We start from the raw sequence: 23,627 nt of genomic DNA on the forward strand, positions 1-23,627 counted from the left end.
GCTTTTGCGCAGTTTTGCCTTTAGAATAATTTGATTACAAAATCCCAAGTAAAACCTTACATAAATTCTTAAAACTATAATAATGTAAATTCCTGGTGAATTAACTCTCAATTATTTATAATATCATAGCAAATTCTGCTACCTTTGCCCAATTTTAACTAAACCCTATCCATGCCCAGAAATCAAAATATCAAATCTGTTTTAATTATTGGCTCAGGCCCTATTGTTATTGGTCAAGCATGTGAATTCGATTATGCAGGCTCACAGGCTGCCCGTTCTTTACGGGAAGAGGGAATTGAAGTAACCCTTATCAACTCCAATCCGGCTACTATTATGACGGATAGTGTAACAGCTGATAATATTTACCTTCGTCCGCTGGAGAAAAAGTACATAAAAGAGATCCTGGAAAAACACAAAATTGATGCTGTACTTCCAACCATGGGCGGGCAAACAGCGCTGAATCTGGCTATAGAATGCGAAAAAGCTGGTTTGTGGAAGAAATACGGCGTGCAGATCATTGGTGTGGATATCAAAGCCATTGAAACTACGGAAGACCGTGAGAAATTCCGCTTGAAAATGCTGGAATTAAACGTAAACGTATGTAAAGGGGCTACGGCCACTTCTTTTCTGGAAGGGAAAGAAATAGCTCAGCAAATTGGCTTTCCGCTGGTTATTCGCCCATCCTTTACATTAGGTGGCACAGGTGGCGGCTTTGTAAATGATGCTTCCAAATTTGACCAGGCGTTGAATGCTGGTTTGCATGCATCTCCTATTCATGAAGTGTTGGTAGAGCAAAGTATTATGGGATGGAAAGAGTATGAGTTGGAATTATTAAGGGATAACCTAGGCAATGTGATAATTATCTGCTCTATTGAGAACTTCGATCCAATGGGCATCCATACCGGAGATTCTATTACAGTTGCTCCGGCAATGACTCTGCCAGATACCGTTTACCAGCAGATGCGTGATCTGGCCATAAAAATGATGAATGGTATTGGTCAGTTTGCCGGAGGGTGTAATGTACAATTTGCCGTAAATCCGGTGGATGATACCATTGTTGGCATAGAAATAAATCCACGGGTTTCCCGGTCTTCGGCCTTAGCCTCCAAAGCTACCGGATATCCAATTGCTAAGATTGCAGCAAAACTAGCCATCGGCTACAACCTGGATGAGCTAAATAATGCTATTACCAAAACAACTTCTGCTTACTTTGAACCGGCTCTGGATTATGTAATTGTAAAAATCCCCCGCTGGAACTTTGACAAATTCAAAGGCGCCGACCGGCATTTAGGCTTACAAATGAAGTCAGTAGGCGAAGTGATGGGAATTGGCCGCAACTTCCAGGAGGCTTTACAAAAGGCTTGTCAATCCCTAGAAATTAAGCGGAATGGCCTGGGAGCCGACGGACGGGAAGTAACAAACCAGGAAGTATTGTTAGATAGCTTGGCAAACCCCAGCTGGAACCGCTTATTCCATATTTATGATGCTTTCAAGTTGGGTATTCCATTCAAGACTATTCAAAACCTGACTAAGATAGATAAATGGTTTTTACACCAGATAGAAGAACTTATTCTCCTGGAAAAAGAAATCAGAAAGCATGATTTAGATAGTCTTCCTTCTTCCTTACTGTTTGAAGCAAAACAAAAAGGGTATGCCGACCGTCAGATTGCTCACCTGCTGGAATGTTATGAAAGTGAGGTATACAAGAAGCGGAATGATCTGGGAATAAAACGTGTATATAAGTGTGTGGATACCTGTGCCGCTGAATTTGAAGCAAAAACTCCTTATTATTATTCTACTTTTGTAGATGGAAGTCATACCTCTCCGCTGCACCTGGAAAATGAATCATTTGTATCAGACCGTAAAAAAGTAGTAGTATTAGGCTCCGGGCCAAACCGTATCGGGCAAGGAATTGAGTTTGATTACTCTTGCGTACATGGTGTGCTGGCAGCCAGAGAATGCGGCTATGAAACCATTATGATCAACTGCAATCCTGAAACGGTTTCTACCGATTTTGACATTTCGGATAAGTTGTACTTTGAGCCTGTTTTCTGGGAACATATTTATGATATCATTCAGCATGAAAAGCCAGAAGGAGTAATTGTACAGTTGGGTGGACAAACCGCCTTAAAAATTGCTGAGAAGTTGCACCGGTACGGCATTAAGATTATCGGTACCAGCTACGAAGCCTTAGACTTAGCTGAAGACCGCGGTAGTTTCTCTACATTATTAAAAGAGAACAACATACCTTATCCAAAATTTGGAGTGATTGAAAGTGCTGAGCAGGCGGTAGAATTATCACGTGAATTGGGCTTTCCGTTACTTGTACGTCCGTCCTATGTACTGGGTGGGCAAAGTATGAAGATTGTAATCAATGAGAAAGAACTAGAATCGCATGTAGTAGACATTCTGCGGGATATTCCGGATAACAAAATCCTGCTCGACCACTTCCTCGAAAGAGCTGTAGAGGCCGAAGCTGATGCCATTTGTGATGGAGAAGATGTATACATCATTGGGGTTATGGAACATATTGAGCCAGCGGGTATCCATTCCGGTGACTCGTATGCAGTGTTGCCAACCTTCGATCTGAGCGAAAATGTAGTAAGGCAGATTGAAGAACACACAAAAAAGATTGCATTAGCCTTGAGAACAGTAGGGTTGATTAATATTCAGTTTGCAATTAAAGATGAAGTAGTATATGTAATTGAAGCCAACCCCCGTGCTTCCCGTACAGTACCATTTATTTGCAAAGCCTACGAAGAGCCGTATGTAAACTATGCTACTAAAGTTATGCTGGGTGAGAAAAAAGTAAAAGACTTTACCTTCAATCCTAAAAAACATGGCTATGCTATTAAGATACCTGTGTTTTCCTTTAACAAGTTCCCTAATGTAAATAAGGAGCTTGGCCCGGAAATGAAGTCTACCGGAGAAGCTATCTACTTTATAGAAGACCTGCAGGATGATTTCTTTGTACAGGTATATGGAGAAAGAAATTTGTATCTGAGCAGATAAATGCACATTTCAAAAACAAAAAAGGCGGATATTCCAATCCGCCTTTTTTGTTTACACAAGAAACGAATACATTTTTGGGAGCAAATGATGTTTTTTTGTGAAAGTGTATGCAAAGAAACAATAAGTATGGTTAGCTACTAACTAAGGTAAACTATCTTCGTAGCGGTAAGAAACAGCGTAAAATATAAAAAACGAGAAGTAAAACCTTCATAAGGATAGATGGTGTGCATAAAATGAGATAATACTTGTAATCCTTTATAAAGTATAATAACTTATCTGGCCAAACCTGATAGATCATTTTTAAAATACATGCGCTTATTTATTAAAAAAACGCTTTTGCTTTTTCCAAGCTTGCTTTCAGCTTCGCTGGTAATATCACAGGACTATCCCATTAATCCAGTAGAGTTTACCCAGGTACATTTGCAATCCAGGTTCTGGTCGCCTCGACTGGATACCAATCAGAAAGTAACTATTCCTTTTGCTTTTCAGAAATGTGAAGAAACCGGACGGATAGATAATTTTGCCATAGCCGGAGGGTTAAAAGAGGGTAAATTTAAGGGAATTGCCTACGATGATTCGGATGTATTTAAAGTAATGGAAGCAGCCGCCTACTCGCTGGCTATACAACCCGACAAAAAACTAGATGCTTATCTGGACGACCTAATTACAAAGGTAGCAGCTGCACAGGAACCAGATGGGTATTTGTATACCATTCGTACTATTCATCAAAAAAATCCTGCTCAACCAATAGACCAACGTGCAGGCAACCAGCGCTGGAGCAATTTGCAAGACAGCCATGAGCTATATAATGTAGGCCATATGTATGAAGCCGCCGTAGCACATTACCTGGCCACTGGCAAAAAGAATTTCCTCAACGTAGCCATTAAAAATGCAGATTTTCTGGCAAACACTTTTGGTGAAGGAAAAAAATACGGTGTGCCCGGCCATGAAGAAATTGAAATAGGATTGGTTAAACTTTACAGAGTAACCGGAAACAAATCTTATTTAGAACTAGCCAAATTTTTTATTGATCAACGGGGCAACCACCAGCACCGCAAAATGTATATTGCCGATTGGGCCAATCCGGTAGACTCTGCCTATTACCAGGATCACATTCCGGTTACCCAGCAAAAAGAACCTGTAGGTCATGTGGTGAGAGCCGGTTACTTGTACTCAGGCATGGCCGATGTAGCCGCCATTACTGGTGAACAATCATATATTACTGCAATTAACCAGATCTGGGATTTTACATTCAACAAGAAGATGTATGTAACCGGTGGCCTGGGTGCCGAAAGAGGGACAGAAGGCTTCGGCAAGCCCTATGATTTACCAAACCTTACCGCTTATAATGAAACCTGTGCTGCCTTAGCCAGTATGTTATGGAACTACCGGCTGTTCCTGCTTTCGGGCAACTCACAATATCTGGATGTATTTGAACGGACACTGTATAATGGATTTTTATCTGGTGTTTCTCTGGAAGGGAATTTGTTTTTTTACCCAAACCCTTTGGAAGCAGATGGCCAACAGAAATTTAATCATGGCCATGCTACCCGCAGCTCCTGGTTTAGTACCTCTTGCTGCCCTACGAATGTAGCCCGGTTCTTGCCCTCTTTACCCGGTTATGTATATGCCACTAAAGCCAATGACATATATGCCAACTTATTTGTAGCCGGAACAGGCACTATCAAAACAGCCAATCAACAAGTGCAGATTACCCAGCAGACCGATTACCCCTGGAACGGCCAGGTTACCTTTACCTTGCAGCCAGAAAAATCTTCCCCATTTGCCTTCCATATCCGCATTCCTGGCTGGGCTACTAATCAGCCTGTGCCGGGAGACTTATATAGCTATACTGATTCTCAAAAACCAACCCTAACAATTACTGTAAATAAGAAGCCAGCTAAGTACCAAATGCAAAATGGCTTTGCAGTGCTAAATCAAGTCTGGAAAAAAGGAGATAACGTTGAACTTACGTTAAGTATGCCCATCCGGCAAGTAATCAGCAACCAGCAGGTGGAAGAAAACAGAGGAAAAGTGGCTTTAGAAAGAGGTCCGTTGGTATATTGCGTAGAAGGAGTAGATAATGGGGGAAGTATAGCTAATGCCGTAGTCTCCAGGAAAACAAAGCTAACGGCGGAGTTACAGCCAAAGCTATTACATGGCATAATGGTTCTAAAAGCGAGTGATACATCTTCTAAGGCTACTAAGCCTGAAGCAATTTTTACGGCTATTCCTTACTATGCCTGGTCGCATAGAGGTGCCGGCGAAATGGCCGTGTGGCTCCAAAAGCAAGATTAGTGCTTAACATATTATCTTAGGCTATAGGGTAAATAGCACTACCGCTTATATAAATTTATACTATAGTTTTTAGGGCTATTAGTATATTTGCCTGAACAAAAAAGTAAAAATTTCCATTAAATAGATAGATACTTGTTTCGTTAGAGTTAAAACATATTGCTAATCGATGATACTCAAATTTTTAATAATAACCTTCCTTATCATTTTTGTACTTATCCGGATAGGTGGCTTTATTTTTAAAACACTTTTCTGGATGCTAGGTGCCCGTGCCGGTAACCGGAATATGTACAGGCAAAACGGACAACGTCCGCAACAACATAGAACTGCTGGCGATATTCATATAGACTATATTCCAGAGAATGATACCAAAAAAAATAAGACCAGCTTTAATGGAGGCGAATACGTAGATTATGAAGAAGTAAAGTAACCTATATCTTAACTTTACAGGGTCTTGTTTTTTTATACCTATCTTTGCTTCGTCAATTAATTTTCTAAACATGCTTCAATACATAGTCTGGGATGTAAAGCCTGAAATTTTTACGTTAGAACTATTTGGGATGGAGTTTGCTCCCCGGTGGTACGGTTTATTGTTTGCCCTTGGTTTCCTTATTGGACAGCAGATATTATTTCATATATTCAGAAAAGAAGGGAAGCCTGAAAGTGATGTAGAAACACTTACGGTATACATGGTATTGTCTACCATTATTGGAGCCAGGCTAGGCCATGTGTTGTTCTACGAACCTGCTGAATATCTACGGAACCCAATAGATATACTCAAAATCTGGGAAGGTGGCCTTGCCAGTCATGGAGCTACGATAGGTATTTTATTCGCCTTGTATTTATATGCCCGCAAGAAAAAAGACCAGACCTATTTGTGGGTTGTAGACAGAATAGTAATTACTGTTGCCTTCGCCGGTATGCTGATACGGCTCGGCAACCTGATGAACTCTGAAATTTATGGCTACCAGACCGATTTACCCTGGGGATTCATATTTGCCTTACGAGGAGAAACTGTTGCTAAACATCCTACTCAAATCTATGAAGCCTTGTTTTGCCTTGTTTTATTCATTACCCTTTTCCAGATATGGAAGAAAAGAAAAAGTGCCATCCCCGATGGCTTATTACTAGGCATCTTTCTGGTAACGTTGTTTTCTTTCCGGTTCCTGGTTGAGTTTTTAAAAGAGCCTCAGGTAGAGTTTGAAGCAGATATGTTGTTGAATATGGGACAAATATTAAGTATACCTGCTGTAATTGCCGGCATAGTAATCTTGATGATCGCCCAGAAAAATGCGAAGAAACAAGCCCAAGGTATTACACAAAGTGCTGTAAGGTAAGTAATAAACTTTTATTTCACAGGATCGTAGCCGCTCCCTCCCCACGGATGGCAGCGGCCTATTCTTTTTAGGCCTAGCCATGTTCCTTTTAGGGGTCCGTATTTCTGTATAGCCTCAATACTATATTGCGAACAAGTTGGCGTATACCGGCAAGCACCTGGCAGAAAAGGAGAAAGGGCATACTGATAAAACCGGATCAGTAGAATAAAAATTTTTCGCATCATAGCAATAGGCTGTTTTCTCTGTACACTAACAGGCAGCTTTGTTTATAAGTTTATTCAATGCCGTCTTGTTAACAAATTATTTATGATAAACTGATGGTTACCTTTGTCCTCTAGGTAAATTAATTTAAATAAATAGCCGCCAGATATAATTGCCAGTTAGCTATATATATGCTTATGGTTTCCGGAATGGCAGGCTAGGCACATTATAAATAAATTGCGTAACTTGTACAGCTTTACTCAAAAATTACCTGGTTTTGCAAGCAACTATTTCTCATTGAACAACGAATGTTAGCCATATTATTAGCCTTGTTGCTAAACCTTCGTACCACACAGCCTGCGGTTGCCACAGTCGCAACTATAGCAGATAAAGATACTTTGGCAGCTGAATATGTCATTGTAAATCACATTATTATAGAGGGCAATGTAAAAACCAAAGAAGCCATGATTTTGCGGGAACTGGATATTACAGCCGGAGATACCTTGCATGCGGCTTCTGCCGACTTGGCTTTGCTCAGAAATAAGAATAAAATAGTCAACACGAATCTTTTCGTAACAGTAGACTTGCACATGCTGAAGGTGGATAAAAATGTTGCCTACCTGCTGGTAAAGGTTACGGAACGCTGGTATATATTTCCGATGCTGATTTTTGAACTGGCTGATAGGAATTTCAACGAATGGTGGGTAGAACGCGGAAGAAGTTTAAAACGGGTAAATTATGGATTTAAAATTGCCCATAAAAACTTCCGCGGACGGGGTGAGCAATTAAGAGCTACGGCGCAGTTTGGTTTTACCAAACGTTTTGAATTAGGCTACAGCATTCCTTATCTGGATAAAGCCCAGAAGACCGGAATTGGATTTGATATATCCTATTCTCAAAATAAATCCGTTGCCTATGAAACACAGGCACATAAGTTAGACTACCTGGATTCAGAATCCGTTTTACGAAGTAGATTCAGTGCCGGAATCCGGTTAACTCGCCGGAATAAATACTATTGTTTCCATACCCTGGAAGCCAAATACCACGACAGCCATATTGCCGATACATTAGCTATACTCAATCCGGATTATTTCCTGAAAGGACGCACGCGGCAGCAGTATGTTCGTCTGGCTTACACACTCACCCTTGACCGCCGGGATATAGCGGCTTATCCCTTACACGGCCATTATTTTACCACGACAATAGCCCAGTCAGGTATTACTCCTAAAGAAGATCTTCATCTGACTACCCTACTGGCAGACATTGCTTTGTACCGCCCCATTAGCCCCAAATACTTCTGGACAGCCAGCCTGCGTGGCAAAGTATCTTCTCCGGAACAGCAGCCATTTCATAATATCCGGGGATTCGGTTATGGACAAGATTTTGTCAGAGGGTATGAGTATTACGTAGTAGACGGGCAAAATTATGGCCTGGCTAAGCTAACATTCAAAAGGGAGTTATTTAATGTTCAGGCAGATATATCGGAGTATATGCCCTTCCGCCAGTTTCAGACAATACCTATGGCTTTATACTTGAAAGTATATGGAGATGCCGGATATGTGCAAAACAAGACCTATAATGTGGAAGATAACTTCCTGGCTAATAAACTCCTGTATGGATATGGCGTAGGGTTTGACTTTGTAACTTTCTATAACACAGTATTCCGTGTAGATTTCTCTATGAACCGTCAGAAACAAGCAGGTTTTTTCTTCCATTTCGTACGGGATATTTAATTGTTGCAGAGGAGGTTTATCAAATCCGTATAGGTAGCTTATTTACTTACAACAGATTATTTACTCTCAATATACCTTTTCAAATCAGAAATACTCTCAATATGTAAGGCTTTGGCTTGTTCCTGCCGCATCAGCAAGGCATAGGTATTGTTAAAGCCCAAAGGTGGTAACCAACGGATATTGAATTTCTTCTTGTACTCCCGATCTACATACGCATATAAATATTCCGGATTTTTGCTTACTGAATCTGGCAGCAGGTGTTTCTGCTTCAGTATTACTTCCAAACCAGTGCCGGAATATTCGGGATACAGATCAATGGCTCCGCTAGCCAGGGCTTCAAAGCAAATCTGGGTACCACCCATGCCTGTTTTTACGTCTGCTTTCAAATTGGTATATCCTTCAATAAGCCTGGCTATCATTTCTGCCAGAATATATTGCTCAGTAAATATTTTGGAACCAATCCGGATCACCGCTATTGGTTTTTGCGTGGGCGGCCTGAATAAACCAATTCGCTTGAGATAATTTGTTGCCACACTAGCCGGAGATTTTTTCAGCACATCTACCTGGTAATTTAGCTGAATCATATCCGCATCTGTAAACTTGCTCGACAGTTGTTCTAATGCTGTTCTTATTTGAGGGTATGTATCAAGTACCTCCTGCCGGATTGTAATTCCGGCATCATACGAAGGAAAATGCGATAAATCATCTTTCAAAGTAAAAAGCTTATATTCTTTAATCCGGCCATCGGTTGAATAGCCACTGATAACATCTACTGCTTTTGCATGCAAGGCATCATACATTAAACCAGATTGCAGCACTACCGTACTTAGCTGAAAATTATATGTTTTTCGTAAGCCTGGGTAACCTTCCGACATGACCATAAACTCCGGAGCAAAACCTGCCCGGAAAGAATGGCTGACCGAAGAAAACAACATCCATAGGGTAATACCTGTTATGCTGAGCCATATACCCAGCCATGCTCCCGGCTGAATCCTTGCAACGTTCTTGCCTTGCAACCACCCAAGAAAATTATCTAACACAATAGCCAGCAATGCCGCAGGAATAGCTCCAGCCAGAATCATGTACGTATTATTCAGGGCAATTCCCCCAAAAATAGATTCGCCCAGGCCGCCAGAGGCTATTAAAGCGGCAAGCGTAGCAACCCCTACATTAATTACAGTAGCGGTGCGTACGCCTGCAAAAATTACTGGCAAGGCCAGTGGAAGTTCTACTTTTGTTAAAAGCTGTTTCCGGGAAAGGCCCATGCCTATAGCTGCCTCACGCACAGAAGGGTCCACCCCATGGATACCTGTAACTGTATTTCTGACGATAGGAAGCAAGGCATACAGAAACAATGCTATTATAGCCGGCAAAGCGCCTATACCTACTACCGGAATCATAAAACCTAATAAGGCAATACTCGGAATTGTTTGCAGCATTCCCGTAACTCCCAAAACTATGGTTGCTAACTTCCGGTAGTGCGTACATACTATTCCTAAAGGCACGCCGGTAAGTATGGCCATTGCTACCGATACGATAGTCAGGCCCAGGTGCTCGGCTGTTTGCTTAGCCAGAAGGGAACCATTTTCCATAAAATAGGCTAACAAGCCTGAAAGATAATCCATGTACAAAAGGCTAATGCTCAAGTCCTGAAAGAAAAATAAACAACCTACCGGTGTCAAGCCTGTTGATCACTACTATGCTCATTCTTGTAGCTCAAAATAGTAGAAAGTGTAGTATAATAAACAGAAGGTCCTTGTTTAATGCCCAACCACTGCTCTCCCGTTTTCACTTCTTGTAGTTTATTTACAACATTCCATAAGCTAACATCAGCGGCAAAAACCGGCACTTCCCTAGCATTTGGTAATTCATTTAGTGAAATTCCTGGCAGAATATCAGCTAAAGTTTGTACCATAAGCTCCAGCTGAAAACGGGTATGATTGAAAAACTGCTGTACAAATGTATTAGCTGGGTTCAGCAAAAGTTCCTTTGCCGGACCTATTTGCTGAATACGTCCTTTATCCATCAGGCAAATGCGGTCAGCTAGCTGAATGGCTTCTGTTACATCGTGCGTTACCAGTATGGTGGTTTTGTCTTTTAACTCGTCCAGTTGCAGAAACTCTTGCCTGATGGTGTGACGGATAATTGGGTCTAAAGCGCCAAAAGGTTCATCCATCAGAATAATAGGCGGATTGGCTGCCAGAGCACGTGCCAGACCTACCCGTTGCTGCTGGCCACCGCTTAACTCATGCGGATACTTCCGGATAAATTGCTCTGGCGGTAAACCCAATGTTTCTAATAGTAAGGCTGTTCGCTGTTTAATTTTAGATTCAGGCCATTGCAGAAGTCCAGGTAGTAAGCCTATATTTTCCGCTACCGTATAATGCGGAAAAAGCCCTATTTGCTGAATGACATAGCCTATTTTTCTACGCAAGGCTACTATTGGTAGTGTAGTAATATCTTTTCCATCAATCCATATCTTTCCAGCCGACGGCTCTACCAGGCGGTTCAGCATTTTTAAGGTGGTGGTTTTTCCACTGCCACTGCTGCCTAGTAAAACAAGTGTTTCTCCGGCAGCCACCTCAAATGACACATCGGCAACTGCAGCGGTTCCGCCAAAGTTTTTATACACATGTTCAACCTGTACCATAAAAAGGTGAATTAGGCGGCCTTAATCTACCCGGCCTGCCGATGCATTAATCAGTGGAGCGAAGAAGATTGCATTCATAAACAGCTTATTGGTTCCATACCAGAACGCACGAAAATTAGGGTTGTCTGCCATCAGAATTACTCTGCCTGCTCCTAAATTGCTTACTACAATTCCTGCAGAATTTCGAAGCTGTTTCTCATTAGCCGGGTGTACATAGCCGCTGATTAAGGGGTTATTTGTATACATTAACGGTGCAGCGTAGGGGTTTTTAGGTTTTTCGATGAACAGGGTATGGTCACGGAAAACCGGAATGAGTTCCTCTGGGTACCCAAAAGCTAGCGGATGAGACCTGTCCAGCCTGGCCTGAAATATAGCCCCGGCAATTAGTTGGGCTCCCTGGAAACGTTCTAACTGTGCATAGCTCCGTTGCGCTGCTAAAGAATCTGTAGGAGCATTTTTTAGTTTTACCGTAGAAAATCCTTTGTTAATAACCCATGAAATAGCATCCGTCATACTGATTAGCGAGCCGCCTGCTTGTATCCATGCCCGCAATTTATCTTCTTCCATTTTGCCTAATGAATTATAATTACCTCCTACCATAACAACCGTGGTATACTTGCTTAAGTTAACCCGGTTTAGCGATTGAATGTCTACCATAGTAGGAGGCATGTTATACCGTTGATCCAGCAGGTGCCATACCTCGCCGGCATCGTTGGCATTAACCCCTGTTCCCACCAGTAATAATACTTTCGGTAAAGCCAGCTGGGCGAAGCTGGCACTTCCTAAATCTAATCCTTCCGGAGTTAAGCCGGTTTCTAGCCCATATATTTCTATGCCATCGCGTTTAGCCAGTTCCTGCAAATACGTATGTATCTCGCCTTTATCCTTTGTTTGTGTGCCAATCGGCAATAAAATAGATCCGTAGTCAAATAACTGCTGCTTCCCATTATTCATGGTTGTAATAGGCTCGGTAGCTACCCTTACTTGATAGCCTTGTTGCAATAAAGAATGTACCGCACGTGGAGCATAATAGCCTTTCCATGAAAACACATAGGCATAGGCCTCTGCACTGCCATAAAGCTTCCCTTCCGGATAAGATAGTTTCTCAACTTTTTTTCCTACTGTTGGTGCTGATTTAGCTTCTATATAGGGCATATTAAACGCCATAGGCAATGACCAAGCCGATATATCATAAAACAAACTGTCTTCAAAGGTGGTGGTTAGATCGAAAATACCCCGCAGAAGGCGGTACTTAGGTTGATTAGTTGGGATTGCATATGCCCACTGCGGATCAAATGTTTTTCCATTTTGCGACATACTTTTGCCTAGCTGGTACACCTCTATCTGATGCTGTTGCAGAATTTTCAGCATCTGATAGGTACGAACCGGATCATCTTTGCTACCAAACACATATCCTTTTATAGCGGATGCAGCACCCTCCTTGGCAGAGGATTTATAAAAATCCCGTTGGAAATTGAGCAATTCTAACCTCAACGCACGGACGGCTGCCAATGTAGAAAAAGACGTAGTAACCTGGTTACGGATGGTAAAAGGAAAACGCAACACTCCATTTACACTTTCCTGGGCATGCCCACGGGAACTTGCCTGTTCAAATAGAATCCCCACGGCCCCATTTACATCAGGGAAAGTAGATCCCTTCCCATAATAAAAATCATCATAATTTTCACCAGTAAAGTATAACGAGCCAATTTTGTCTAGAGCTTTTGCATGAAAATCACCCATGCGGGCTGTTAACTCTCTGTTTTTTTGCGGTGTAAGGGGGTTAATACGGGTTGGTTCCCCGGGCTGGAAGAAGAAGGTAGAATTTGTACCCATCTCATGGTGATCGGTAAGTACATTCGGCTTCCATTCATGAAATTTAGCTATTCTACCCTGGCTCTCCGGATGCTGCACATATAACCAGTCGCGGTTCAAATCAAACCAGTAATGGTTGGTGCGGCCATTAGGCCAAACTTCATTTAACTCGCGGTTATAAGGATCAGTTACCAGATTTTTGCTTTTATGTGTATTTACCCAGCTGGCAAAACGGTTCATGCCATCCGGGTTGAAACTTGGATCGAGCAGAATAACAGTTTCGTTGAGTAACGAATCTATAGTCGGTCCTTTAGCCGCTGCCAGATGGTAAGCTACCACTAAGGATGCGTTGGTGCCACTAGGCTCATTGCCATGCACACTATATCCCATCCAAACGACTGCTGGCATGTGCTGCACATTCAGACTACTAGCCTTTGCCGGATCTGAAAGATCCCGGTGCTGCGCTTTTATCTGATCAATATTTGTGTGGTTCTGAGGTGAAGAAATGGTTAGCAACAGCAACGGCCTAAATTCGTAGGTTCGGGCATACTGTACCAACGTAATTCTATCTGATACCCTGTCCAGCTCACGCATGTAGGCTACCAACTGGTCATGCGTAACGTGCCACTCACCTACCTGGTATCCTAAAAAAGCTTCCGGTGTTGGAATAGCTGGATCATACGAAGTCTGCCCTGGCAGATAATAACTTAACTCTATCTGTTGTGCGAAAGCTGATAAATAGACTGAAAAGTAAAAGAAAACAAACAGGTACAGGTATTTCATCAGGGTGTATAGTTAATCCGTAAAGCCCACTTTTCCTACAAGTTTTAGTGTTTGTGAAGGACGGAAAGAAGTTAAATCAGTTTTGCATAGCGGTTTATCCAACGTTGAGGCAGTTCGCCCTTTAGTGCCATCTGGTAATCGTTGTAACTGCATGGGATAACAGAATTCTTCTCAGGTTTGCTGGGATAAGGCACTTCCATCCACCACTTTTCATTAAACTTATTTTTATAAAAAACAATCTGCTGCGACTCTGATTCTGACATAGGCACGACATACCGGGTATACGTTTTGTCTGAAAACTCTACTTCTTTCTTGCGGTGATAATAGCCTTCTACAAAATACCAGATCATGGTTGCAAGCACTTCTGCTGTCTGGCTCCGGTTATCATAATCTGGGTTGTATTCATAAAAACCCACCGAAGCCATTCTTTCGTTCAAACCTGCATACCAGCAAATCTGACAAGCCTCTTCAGCGGTGAGGCCAAACACATGGGCATTGGCATTCCCTGGCGCATCTGCCATTTTGATAGCTTTTATATCAAAGCTCATCATGTTCGCTTCCCGGATAACTGGCTCTATTTCTGCCAGATTCTCGCGTAACTGACCTAAGCGGTGAGCATCAAAATATAATTTTTCAAGAATAGCTAAATCGTGTGCTGAAGTAAGGTAAGACTGATAAGCCAGGTGGCTGAAGGTGAATAAATAATTAGGCTCATGCACGAGTATTTCATGTATGTGCCGTTCACTCATGGTATAGGCATCACTTTCCTGCATATCCAGGGTAGCATCTATATTCAGCAATGAAACCCGCATAGGAATGTGCTCATAGGCTAAGTACTGTCCATAATCCAGATCATGGGAGCCGCCAATAATGAGTGGCACTACATTATTCCGCATGAGGGTTTCGCATACTTCCCGCAGCCGCAAATAGGTATCTGCTAAAGTAATACCAGGCCGCAAATCTCCCAGATCAGTAATTTTATAGGCTTTGTTGCCTTTCTTTAGGTTGTATAGTTTCTTTCTCACACCCCACATGGCTTTATGCGTTCCTTTATTGGTAGGTGTTCCTCTGTCTTCTGGCACGCCAATAATAGCGATGTCACTATTTTTCCACGAAGGCATACGTTCAATATGGCTATTTATATATTGCTGCAGGGTATCTGGAGCCGCATGAGGCAAGAGCAGGCTTTCGTCTAATGGATCGAAGAAAATGGTTAAATCCATAGGATAATCAGGTGAAATGGTAAGTATGTATTACTAATAGCTTCTGTGCAATATAGAGAAGAATGTAATGAGAAACCACCAGCCTACAGATAATTTAACCAGCTATAACAAAAACACCTCACAGGTTTTGAAAACCTGTGAGGTGTACCTCTGCAATTATTTCTAATTCTACCCTCCGAAGTCGTCGAAGCGGATGTTATCTTTAGGAACACCTAAGTCATCTAACATCTTTAATACAGCGGCGTTCATCATTGGCGGGCCGCATAGGTAATATTCTATTTCTTCTGGATCTGGGTGTGTTTTCAGATAGTTTTCAAACAACACTTGGTGAATAAATCCTTTATACCCTGTCCAGTTGTCTTCTGGTAATGGTTCAGAAAGAGCAATATTGTATTTGAAGTTTGGAAACTCTTGTTCGATTGCCCGGAAATGCTCTGTGTAAAACAACTCCCTCACTGAACGGCCCCCATACCAGTAGGATACTTTCCGGTTGGTTTTCTCTGTATGAAACAGGTGGAAAATATGTGAACGTAACGGAGCCATACCAGCACCACCACCAATGTAGATCATTTCCCGGTTAGTTGGGTTGATATGGAATTCACCATACGGACCAGAGATGGTAACTTTATCGCCAGGTTTTCTGGAAAATACATACGATGAACACACACCAGGATTTACATCCATAAAGCGGTTATTTGCCCGGTCCCAGGGTGGGGTAGCAATACGGATGTTCAACATAATAATATTGCCTTCTGCCGGATGGTTGGCCATTGAATAGGCTCTGAATAATGGCTCCGGATTTTTCATCTTCAGGTCCCAAATTTTCAGCTTATCCCAATCAGGGCGGAACTTGTCTACATTGGTATCTACTTTAGGATCTGGCTTAATATCCATGGTCTTAAAGTCTACATCAATGGCTGGCACATCTATCTGGATGTATCCGCCAGATTCAAAGTTCAGAAATTCTCCCTCTGGTAACCGTACCACAAACTCTTTAATAAAGGTAGCTACGTTATAGTTAGAGACTACTTCGCACTCCCATTTCTTGATACCAAATACTTGCTCTGGTACCCGTATTTTCATATCCTGCTTCACCTTTACCTGGCAAGCTAAACGGACATGATCCTGCTGTTCTTTTCTGGATAAATGACCTGTTTCTGTGGGCAGCACATCTCCTCCACCTTCTTCTACTACGCAGCGGCACATAGCACATGTACCACCACCACCACAGGCAGAAGGCAAAAAGATTTTATCGTTGGCAAGTGTGGATAATAACGACGAGCCAGCAGGAGTTACCAGCTTTTTCTCATTATTAATCAGAATTGTAACATCTCCACTTTGAACGAGTTTTTTCTGCGCATACAACAGGGCAAATACCAATAACAGAATTACAAGCGTAAAAGCAACTATTGATGTAATTACAACTGGCGCCATTGAACTATTAATTTAGATAATTAAGTTTTGCTTGATTAGCAGCCGCAAATATATTGATATTTCCTAAAAAGGATGAACGCTTTTTTACATTTTATTTAGCTTTTCTACCTGATTGCAGCTAAGTTTTTCGTAAAAAATGCAAAGCCCACCAAATTATATCAACAAGCCTTTGCCTGATAGCTGTTGCTATTAAACCTCTTGCACAGCCTATATGGTATAACTCGGTCAGGTAAATAATTGTTTCCAGGTTCCTTTGGTAATAGTATACTTCCAGGTACTGGGCAAAGCTTTCCACCAATATTTATTCATCTCTACAGCAAAAGAGGGCTGCATATAGCAGTTAATGGTACAGCCTTCACAGGCAGGAAGCCGGCCTTCCATCGTAATAAGCTTCTGCACAGGAGCTGAGTGATATAAAGTATACAGATCGTTTTCTATGTTAAATGCTTCTGTTCCCAAATGGTAGCAAGGCACAACCAGTTTGTTATCCGGCGATATGACGATGGTAGAACTACCCGCCCGGCAAACAGGCTTATCTGTATGATTGCCTCCATCTTGCCTCAAGGAAATAAATGCTTCATTCAAGTAAATGTTTTTCTGCTTTGCCCAGTAGGAAAGTTTCTGTAAGGTTTGAGTGGATAATTTAGTGCCAGTCTGTACGGCATTGTACTCAAAAACCGGATTAAGAATAAGAACTAACTTGTTAGGCAAGCATATATCCCTCCATATCACTTCTATTTGATCTGTGTTGTGTTCAAAGACGGTAAAAAGTATATCTGGCCGTTCGCCCAAGTTTCGGGCAATCCGGATAGATTCCATTACAAAGTCGAAGCATTTTACTCCCCTAAGCCGGTCGTGCTCTTCTTTATCGGCCGAATCCAGGGAGAAATGTAGCATATCTACTTTCCCTTTTAATTTTTCAGCATATTTTGGATAGAGCAAGCCATTGGTAGTAAGGGTGGTAATAAAGTTGTGTTGTTTTGCGAGAGAGACTAACTGATCTATTTGCCGGTGTAGGAGTGGTTCGCCCCCTGTAAAATCTATTACTTTTACACCAAGTTTTTTTAAGTGTTGCAGATTTTGAGTTACCGATTCCAGAGTAACATAGGGCGAAGGCTTTTCCCATATATCACAAAAACTACAGGTTGCATTACAACGGTAGGTAACATAGTAATTGCACAAGACCGGATGATGAACTAACCGCATATTTTTATCTACTGTTGAGATGAATTGTTTACCTGCCCTATTTAACAGATAGGTTTTTCATCTTCTTTTCCAGCTCTTCCAGCATTTCCAGCTGCAATTTTTGGACGACATGCAAGTTCTTAAACTCTTCAGCTATTAGCAAATCAATTTTGCGGTGCAGGTTTCTGATTTCCAGTTCCGCTTTTAAGTTTATCTGATAGTCATTTTCTGCACGTTTTCTATCTTTTTCCTCTTTCCGGTTTTGGCTCATCATAATAATAGGAGCTTGTAGAGCAGCCACAGTGGATAATATCAGATTTAGTAAAATAAAGGGATATGGATCGAAAGGATGCGCAATAAGAACAACCGTATTTATACTAATCCATATAAACAAGCCTAAAGAGAAGCTGATAATAAACTTCCAGCTTCCTCCAAACTCGGCTACTTTATCTGACAGCCGTTCGCCTAATGTTGGTTTATCTGCAGATTGTCCATATAACTTCTGCGTAATCAGTTGTTCTTCCTGAATAGCATCTACAACAATCTCATTCAGGCGCTGGATATGCTCATCTTCAGAAGCTAATAATTCTTTTATGTGATCTTCACTAGCCATTTTTCAAATGCTTAAAATCAGTTAATCTGGTTCTGAATGCCGGATAAGTTGCATCAGTTGCAAGGTTAATAAAATAAAAAACCTTCTGTAGCTAAACAAACAGAAGGTTTTAAAAAGAGTAAAAGTATTATCATTTCAACATTCCTACTAATGTCGCAATTTTGGTTTTAAGCTCCTTCCGGTCGACTATAAAATCCAGAAAGCCATGTTCCAGAACAAACTCTGCACTCTGAAAATCTTTAGGCAGGTCTTTACCGATGGTTTCACGGATTACGCGTGGGCCGGCAAAGCCAATTAAGGCACCCGGCTCGGCTATATTAAAATCGCCAAGCATGGCATAGGAAGCCGTTACACCACCTGTGGTAGGGTCTGTCAGCAGGGAAATGTAGGGTATTTTAGCTTCAGCAAGTAAGGCCAGTTTAGCAGAAGTTTTAGCCATCTGCATCAAAGAAAAGCCTGCTTCCATCATCCGTGCACCACCCGAACGGGATATCATCAGAAAAGGAATTTTATGGGTAATGGAATAGTCAATAGCTCTTGCAATTTTCTCGCCTACTACCGAGCCCATGGAGCCCCCAATAAAGTCAAAATCCATACAACTGATTACCAGATCATAGCCATTTACCGGGCCATAAGCCGAACGGACAGCATCTTTCAGGTTGGTTTTTTTCTGGGTAGCTACTATACGGCCGGTATAGGGTTTGGTATCTACAAAGTGAAGCGGATCTGAGGAACTCATATTTGCATCCAGCTCCGTAAACTGATTTTTATCAAATAGCAGTTCATAATACTCTGCCGAACCTATTTTTTCGTGGTAATTACAATGGATACAGGTATACGCATTTGTTTTGTGTTCACGTGTATGCATCACTTTCTTGCAGGAAGGGCATTTGTACCATAATCCATCAGGAGTTTCTTTTTTAAGCTCTGTGGGGGTATGTATACCTTTTTCTTTTCTGGTAAACCAAGACATAATCTCCAATAATGAATGTTGAATGAATAATAAGCAGCACCAGAGTTACTCCATCAGAGTGATCGTTGGAAACTGTTCATTAAAATTGACTAGTAATCCTTCCGTGACATAACATGTATGAATGTATTTTTCAGAGAAGAATAGCAAAGATATTTATAATTTACAAAACCCTATCAGCCCAGACGGATATTTTATATCGCCAGATACACAGGCTGTGGCTCAAAAAATAATATTATCTTTTAAAAAACTCTTTCTCCTGGAGTATACTGGCGGCCTTTTCGCGGTAAGGATGGTGCGGCTGGCGGCTGATCTTCTCAAAAAGCACTTTGGCTTCTGCAGATTTTTCAGCTTTGAGTAGAGATAATCCTAACCTGAATTGCGCTTTCTGCTCCCATACGCTCTGGGGCTGGCGCATAACCGTACGGAAATTACGAATGGCGTTTACCGGATCGTCCATTTGGTAATAACAAACGCCCAGGTAATAATGCAAGGTATCGTTTGTGGGTTTGTGGATAAGTTGCTTGTACAGCGGTTGCAGATAGTGAGCAGGATCAGATTTGGAAGTAAACGTGGTACTGGCAGCGGCTAGTTGCTCGGTTAGCGAAATAGGCAGTACCTGAGAAAAATCTTCCTTCTCATCATAATAATATAACAAACTCTGCGAATGCTCAAAACGGGTAAAAACTAATAACGCAATACCAGCCAGAATAAATAAAATAACTGTAGCGGAAAGTGTAGTGGCAGGCTTTACCGTAGATGATAAATCATAATCTTGTACCCCTTCGGCAGAAGGAATAGAAGACGACTCACTTCCTCGATCAGGTACATTTTCGCCATCAATTAAATTATTTGTTGCCATGCTACGCTGATTTAAAAGAATTAATTCAAAACCAATCAGTTAAGTTCCCTAGCTGCCTTCTGTAAAAATACATTTTATCAGAAGATATTATTTGAAATCAATTCTTTTACTCCACATCTAAGGATGGATAAAAGAACAAATAATATAAATTGCTTTTAATTGTTTTTTTATTTCACCTGGCTCCTTAAAATATAGGTCCGTTAAAATAAAGGCTGTTAAGTTATAAATAATCTACTAAAAAATCAATAAAACAGGCAGGAAGTTTCAAGTGATGAGAAACTTCCTGCCTGTTGGCATAGGGTGTAGTTGAAATTTATTGTCCTGGATTGTTCTGTTGTACTCCTGCTTCAGCACCAGTGGGGCTACCAAACATTTTATCGCGTAGCCCATTTATACGTGCTCCTACTTCAGGATCTGCCTCGTATTGATGGTTTGCCTGCAAGGGCGGGCCATCTATGTTTCCATATACATAATCACTTCCAGCATTAGGATCTGATATATCTATTGTATTGTATTTAGACTGAGGGCCGGTACAAGCAACCGTACTGATTAACACCAGCAGGAAAGCAGCCTGTACAAATTTCGATTTGATATGGGAAATCTTTATAATCATACCGTTGTATTTAATTAATATTGCCACAAAAATAGACAGCTTTTGCTAACTACATAACTCCTTCCTGTAATTTTTTGTTAGAATTTAATTACCTGACCATAAAATTGCCCGGATACTATATAAATTATGTAGGGAGAAAGTATTGTTCATTGCCAGCATAAACTCTGGATTCATACCTTTGCTTTCATATTTCCTACCATATGTGGACCAGATTAGCCCATATTATACTTAAATACCGCCTTACCCTCATTCTTATTATAGGAGTGCTTACTATATGTATGGGTTTGCTAGGCAGAAAAGCAGAGATGAGCTATGACTTTGCTGCTGTTGTTCCTAAAGAAGACCCAGACTTTATTTATTTTCAACAATTTAAAAAGCAATTCGGCGAAGACAGTAACATACTGGCTATAGGCATGCAGGATAGCCAAGTATATGCATTACGTAATTTCATTGAGCTAAAAACCTTATCCGATCAGATTGCCGGGCAAACAGGCATTGTTACTGTACTATCTCTGCCCCGCTTACAATATCTGGCAAAAGACACTGCTACCAGAAAATTGATACCCCGTCCACTTTTCAGCCCTCTCCCTCAGAACCAAGCTGAATTGGATAGTTTGCTGGCGGAGGCTAATAAGCTGGAGTTTTACAAAGGACAAGTAATCAATCAGCAAACAGGAGCCACCATTCTGCTGGTAGCCATAGAAAAAAGTATGCTCAACTCTGAGAACCGGATTGGTCTGGTAAATGAGATAGAAAAACTGGGAGAACAATTTACGCAGCAAACAGGTATCCGGCTGCATTATGCCGGTGTGCCTTACGTACGTACTATTATGACCACACAGGTAAAAGCAGAGTTAAGCCGCTTCCTGGTGTTTTCTTTGGTAATTACAGCTCTTATTCTTTTTATCTTCTTCCGGTCTTTTTATGCCGTTTTTTTTCCATTGATCGTAGTTGGTGTAGTAGTGGTATGGGTGCTAGGCACCATTGTTCTGTTTGGGTACAAAATAACGTTGCTTACCGGGTTATTGCCTTCTATTATTGTTGTAATCGGGATTCCTAACTGCATCTATCTGCTGACTAAGTACCACCAGGAAATACGGGCGCATGGCAATAAGATTAAAGCCCTCAGCCGGATTATCCGCAAAATTGGCATCGTCACTTTAATGACCAATGCTACTACAGCCATTGGATTTATTGTGTTAGGTTTTGCCAATATCTCTATCCTGCGGGAGTTTGGTATTATTGCTGGTATCAACATTCTGAATACTTTTCTGATTAGCCTTATTCTTATTCCGGCGGTATTTTCGTATTTACCCTCTCCTACAGCCCGCCAGACCAGGCATCTGGACGCCCGGATGCTAAATGGCGTACTCCGCTTTTTTCATCATAGCATTCATCATAACCGTGTAGCTATTTATGTATTTACAAGTCTGGTAGTTGTTGTTTCTCTGGCAGGCGTATTAAAAATAAAGGCTCTGGCCTACATGGTAGACGACTTACCGGAAACAAGTTCTGTAAAAAAAGATCTGGCTTTTTTTGAAGCTAATTTTAAAGGAATAATGCCTCTGGAAATTGTAGTAGATACAGGTAAAAAACGGGGAGTACTGCGCCTGGAAAATCTTAAGCAGATAGAATCTTTAGAAGATACGCTGGCCCGGATTCCGGCACTATCTAAACCTGTTTCGGTAGTAAGTTTTGTTAAGGCATCTACACAAGCCTTTTTTAATGGCAACACCCAATATTACCGCCTGCCTACCAATCAAGAAAAAAACTTTTTACTGCGGTACTTAAGCAATCAGGATGACCAGTCTGGGTTACTCAAATCATTTGTAGATTCTACCGGCCAAGTAGTGCGGATTTCGGTAAAAATAGCCGATATGGGTTCTATTAAAATGGATTCCCTGGTGAAGCATGAGATAAACCCCAAATTACAGGCCACTCTGGCAGGTACAGCTATGAAAGCCTATGTAACCGGAACCACGTTGCTATTTATTAAAGGAAACGATTATCTGATCAAAAACCTGCAGTCCAGCCTCCTCATTGCCTTTGTGCTAATAGCTTGTATTATGGCCATTTTGTTCAAATCGCCGCGCATGATTATTATTTCGTTAATCCCTAATATTATTCCGTTGCTTATTACCGGGGGCCTAATGGGGTATTTTAACATTCCGTTGAAACCCAGTACAGCTCTCATTTTCAGCATTGCATTTGGAATTTCGGTAGACGATACAATTCATTTTTTGGCTAAGTACCGGCAGGAACTATTGCTGCATAAATTAAACGTACCCAAAGCCGTAAGTGCCAGCTTATTTGAAACCGGCTCCAGCATGATTTATACATCCATCATTCTGTTTTCGGGCTTTATCATCTTTGCGGGCTCCGACTTTGGCGGTACGGTAGCTTTGGGTTTCCTTACCTCCAGTACCCTGCTCTGTGCTATGTTTACCAACCTTATTCTGTTACCTTCCCTGTTAATTAGTTTTGATACAGGTAAAATTAAAAAAGGAGAATATGGCTGGATTGAAGAGTACAATGAATTTTATCTGGAAGATGAAGACGAGGAAATAGATTTATCTTTACTTGGCGTAAAAGCCGGTAAATCAGCCTGACTTGCATTATCCACTTCCTAACTTAATTGCTGTAAACAGGCACTATTTGCTTAACTTACCTTAATAATAGTCCAAACTTACTGTCTTACCTTACACACACAACCTGGTTACTTTTTTCTACGTTAGTTACCGTATCTGAAATCAAGGTTATAGAGGAGTATATAATTATCAGGTGTATGGAAAGGATAACCATAAATATTATTAAACTAGCTATAATAGCCGGCGCTGCTATATTCACTTTCTAGGCCAACCGGCAAAGCAACCCGCTAGATTTATAGAAGAAGACTATCCT

The 23,627-nt window shown here is 41.3% G+C and carries 17 protein-coding genes; 6 read left to right on the forward strand and 11 right to left on the reverse strand.

Annotation, left to right across the window (positions count from 1 at the left end):
* The first annotated feature begins 171 nt into the window (after window positions 1-171).
* From carB to lgt, 4 genes are all read left to right on the forward strand, one after another.
* Window positions 172-3,012: a carbamoyl-phosphate synthase large subunit gene (gene carB, locus Q0590_RS19640; protein WP_302039301.1), complete on the forward strand. Its 2,841-nt coding sequence runs from the start codon at window positions 172-174 to the stop codon at window positions 3,010-3,012.
* Between the two features lie 309 nt (window positions 3,013-3,321).
* Window positions 3,322-5,310 carry a glycoside hydrolase family 127 protein gene (locus Q0590_RS19645; protein ID WP_302039302.1) on the forward strand — a complete coding sequence of 663 codons (1,989 nt, stop codon included), beginning with the start codon at window positions 3,322-3,324 and terminating at the stop codon, window positions 5,308-5,310.
* A gap of 166 nt (window positions 5,311-5,476) precedes the next feature.
* Window positions 5,477-5,737 (forward strand): DUF4834 family protein, encoded by a 261-nt coding sequence (locus tag Q0590_RS19650; RefSeq protein ID WP_302039303.1) that lies wholly within the window; start codon window positions 5,477-5,479, stop codon window positions 5,735-5,737.
* 70 nt (window positions 5,738-5,807) lie between these two features.
* Window positions 5,808-6,644 (forward strand): prolipoprotein diacylglyceryl transferase, encoded by an 837-nt coding sequence (gene lgt / locus Q0590_RS19655; RefSeq protein ID WP_302039304.1) that lies wholly within the window; start codon window positions 5,808-5,810, stop codon window positions 6,642-6,644.
* An 11-nt stretch (window positions 6,645-6,655) separates the two neighbouring features.
* On the opposite strand, the gene yidD is transcribed toward lgt, so the two are convergent.
* Complete coding sequence (gene yidD, locus Q0590_RS19660; protein WP_378410488.1) at window positions 6,656-6,868, reverse strand: membrane protein insertion efficiency factor YidD; 213 nt, start codon at window positions 6,866-6,868, stop codon at window positions 6,656-6,658.
* A 285-nt stretch (window positions 6,869-7,153) separates the two neighbouring features.
* On the opposite strand from yidD, the gene Q0590_RS19665 reads away from it, so the two are divergent.
* Window positions 7,154-8,578 (forward strand): BamA/TamA family outer membrane protein, encoded by a 1,425-nt coding sequence (locus Q0590_RS19665; protein ID WP_302039305.1) that lies wholly within the window; start codon window positions 7,154-7,156, stop codon window positions 8,576-8,578.
* Window positions 8,579-8,634: 56 nt separating this feature from the next.
* Here Q0590_RS19665 and Q0590_RS19670 read toward each other — a convergent pair whose 3' ends face one another.
* From Q0590_RS19670 to Q0590_RS19715, 10 genes are all read right to left on the reverse strand, one after another.
* Entirely contained in the window at window positions 8,635-10,203 is a 1,569-nt protein-coding gene (locus tag Q0590_RS19670) for an ABC transporter permease/substrate-binding protein (RefSeq protein WP_302039306.1), read from the reverse strand.
* 53 nt (window positions 10,204-10,256) lie between these two features.
* Window positions 10,257-11,228 carry an ABC transporter ATP-binding protein gene (locus Q0590_RS19675; protein ID WP_302039307.1) on the reverse strand — a complete coding sequence of 324 codons (972 nt, stop codon included), beginning with the start codon at window positions 11,226-11,228 and terminating at the stop codon, window positions 10,257-10,259.
* Window positions 11,229-11,249: 21 nt separating this feature from the next.
* Window positions 11,250-13,826, reverse strand: coding sequence for a M14 family metallopeptidase (locus Q0590_RS19680; protein WP_302039308.1), 2,577 nt, complete (start codon window positions 13,824-13,826; stop codon window positions 11,250-11,252).
* A gap of 71 nt (window positions 13,827-13,897) precedes the next feature.
* A complete protein-coding gene (locus tag Q0590_RS19685; protein WP_302039309.1) occupies window positions 13,898-15,049 on the reverse strand; it encodes a formimidoylglutamase in 1,152 nt (383 codons plus the stop codon).
* Between the two features lie 168 nt (window positions 15,050-15,217).
* Entirely contained in the window at window positions 15,218-16,483 is a 1,266-nt protein-coding gene (nqrF, locus tag Q0590_RS19690) for an NADH:ubiquinone reductase (Na(+)-transporting) subunit F (protein WP_302039310.1), read from the reverse strand.
* Window positions 16,484-16,708: 225 nt separating this feature from the next.
* Window positions 16,709-17,689, reverse strand: a complete 981-nt coding sequence (locus Q0590_RS19695) for a radical SAM protein (protein WP_302039311.1) — start codon at window positions 17,687-17,689, stop codon at window positions 16,709-16,711.
* Window positions 17,690-17,726: 37 nt separating this feature from the next.
* Window positions 17,727-18,281, reverse strand: a complete 555-nt coding sequence (locus tag Q0590_RS19700) for a DUF1003 domain-containing protein (RefSeq protein WP_302039312.1) — start codon at window positions 18,279-18,281, stop codon at window positions 17,727-17,729.
* A 130-nt stretch (window positions 18,282-18,411) separates the two neighbouring features.
* A complete protein-coding gene (accD, locus tag Q0590_RS19705) occupies window positions 18,412-19,254 on the reverse strand; it encodes an acetyl-CoA carboxylase, carboxyltransferase subunit beta (protein WP_302039313.1) in 843 nt (280 codons plus the stop codon).
* A 232-nt stretch (window positions 19,255-19,486) separates the two neighbouring features.
* The gene (locus Q0590_RS19710; RefSeq protein ID WP_302039314.1) at window positions 19,487-20,113 is read right to left on the reverse strand and encodes a tetratricopeptide repeat protein; all 627 of its coding nucleotides are present in this window, start codon (window positions 20,111-20,113) and stop codon (window positions 19,487-19,489) included.
* 313 nt (window positions 20,114-20,426) lie between these two features.
* On the reverse strand, window positions 20,427-20,726 hold the full coding sequence (locus tag Q0590_RS19715; RefSeq protein WP_302039315.1) for a hypothetical protein: 300 nt from the start codon (window positions 20,724-20,726) through the stop codon (window positions 20,427-20,429).
* A 200-nt stretch (window positions 20,727-20,926) separates the two neighbouring features.
* On the opposite strand from Q0590_RS19715, the gene Q0590_RS19720 reads away from it, so the two are divergent.
* Window positions 20,927-23,335: an efflux RND transporter permease subunit gene (locus tag Q0590_RS19720; protein WP_302039316.1), complete on the forward strand. Its 2,409-nt coding sequence runs from the start codon at window positions 20,927-20,929 to the stop codon at window positions 23,333-23,335.
* Window positions 23,336-23,627: the final 292 nt, after the last annotated feature.

Source organism: Rhodocytophaga aerolata (genome assembly GCF_030503435.1).
Taxonomy (GTDB): domain Bacteria; phylum Bacteroidota; class Bacteroidia; order Cytophagales; family 172606-1; genus Rhodocytophaga; species Rhodocytophaga aerolata.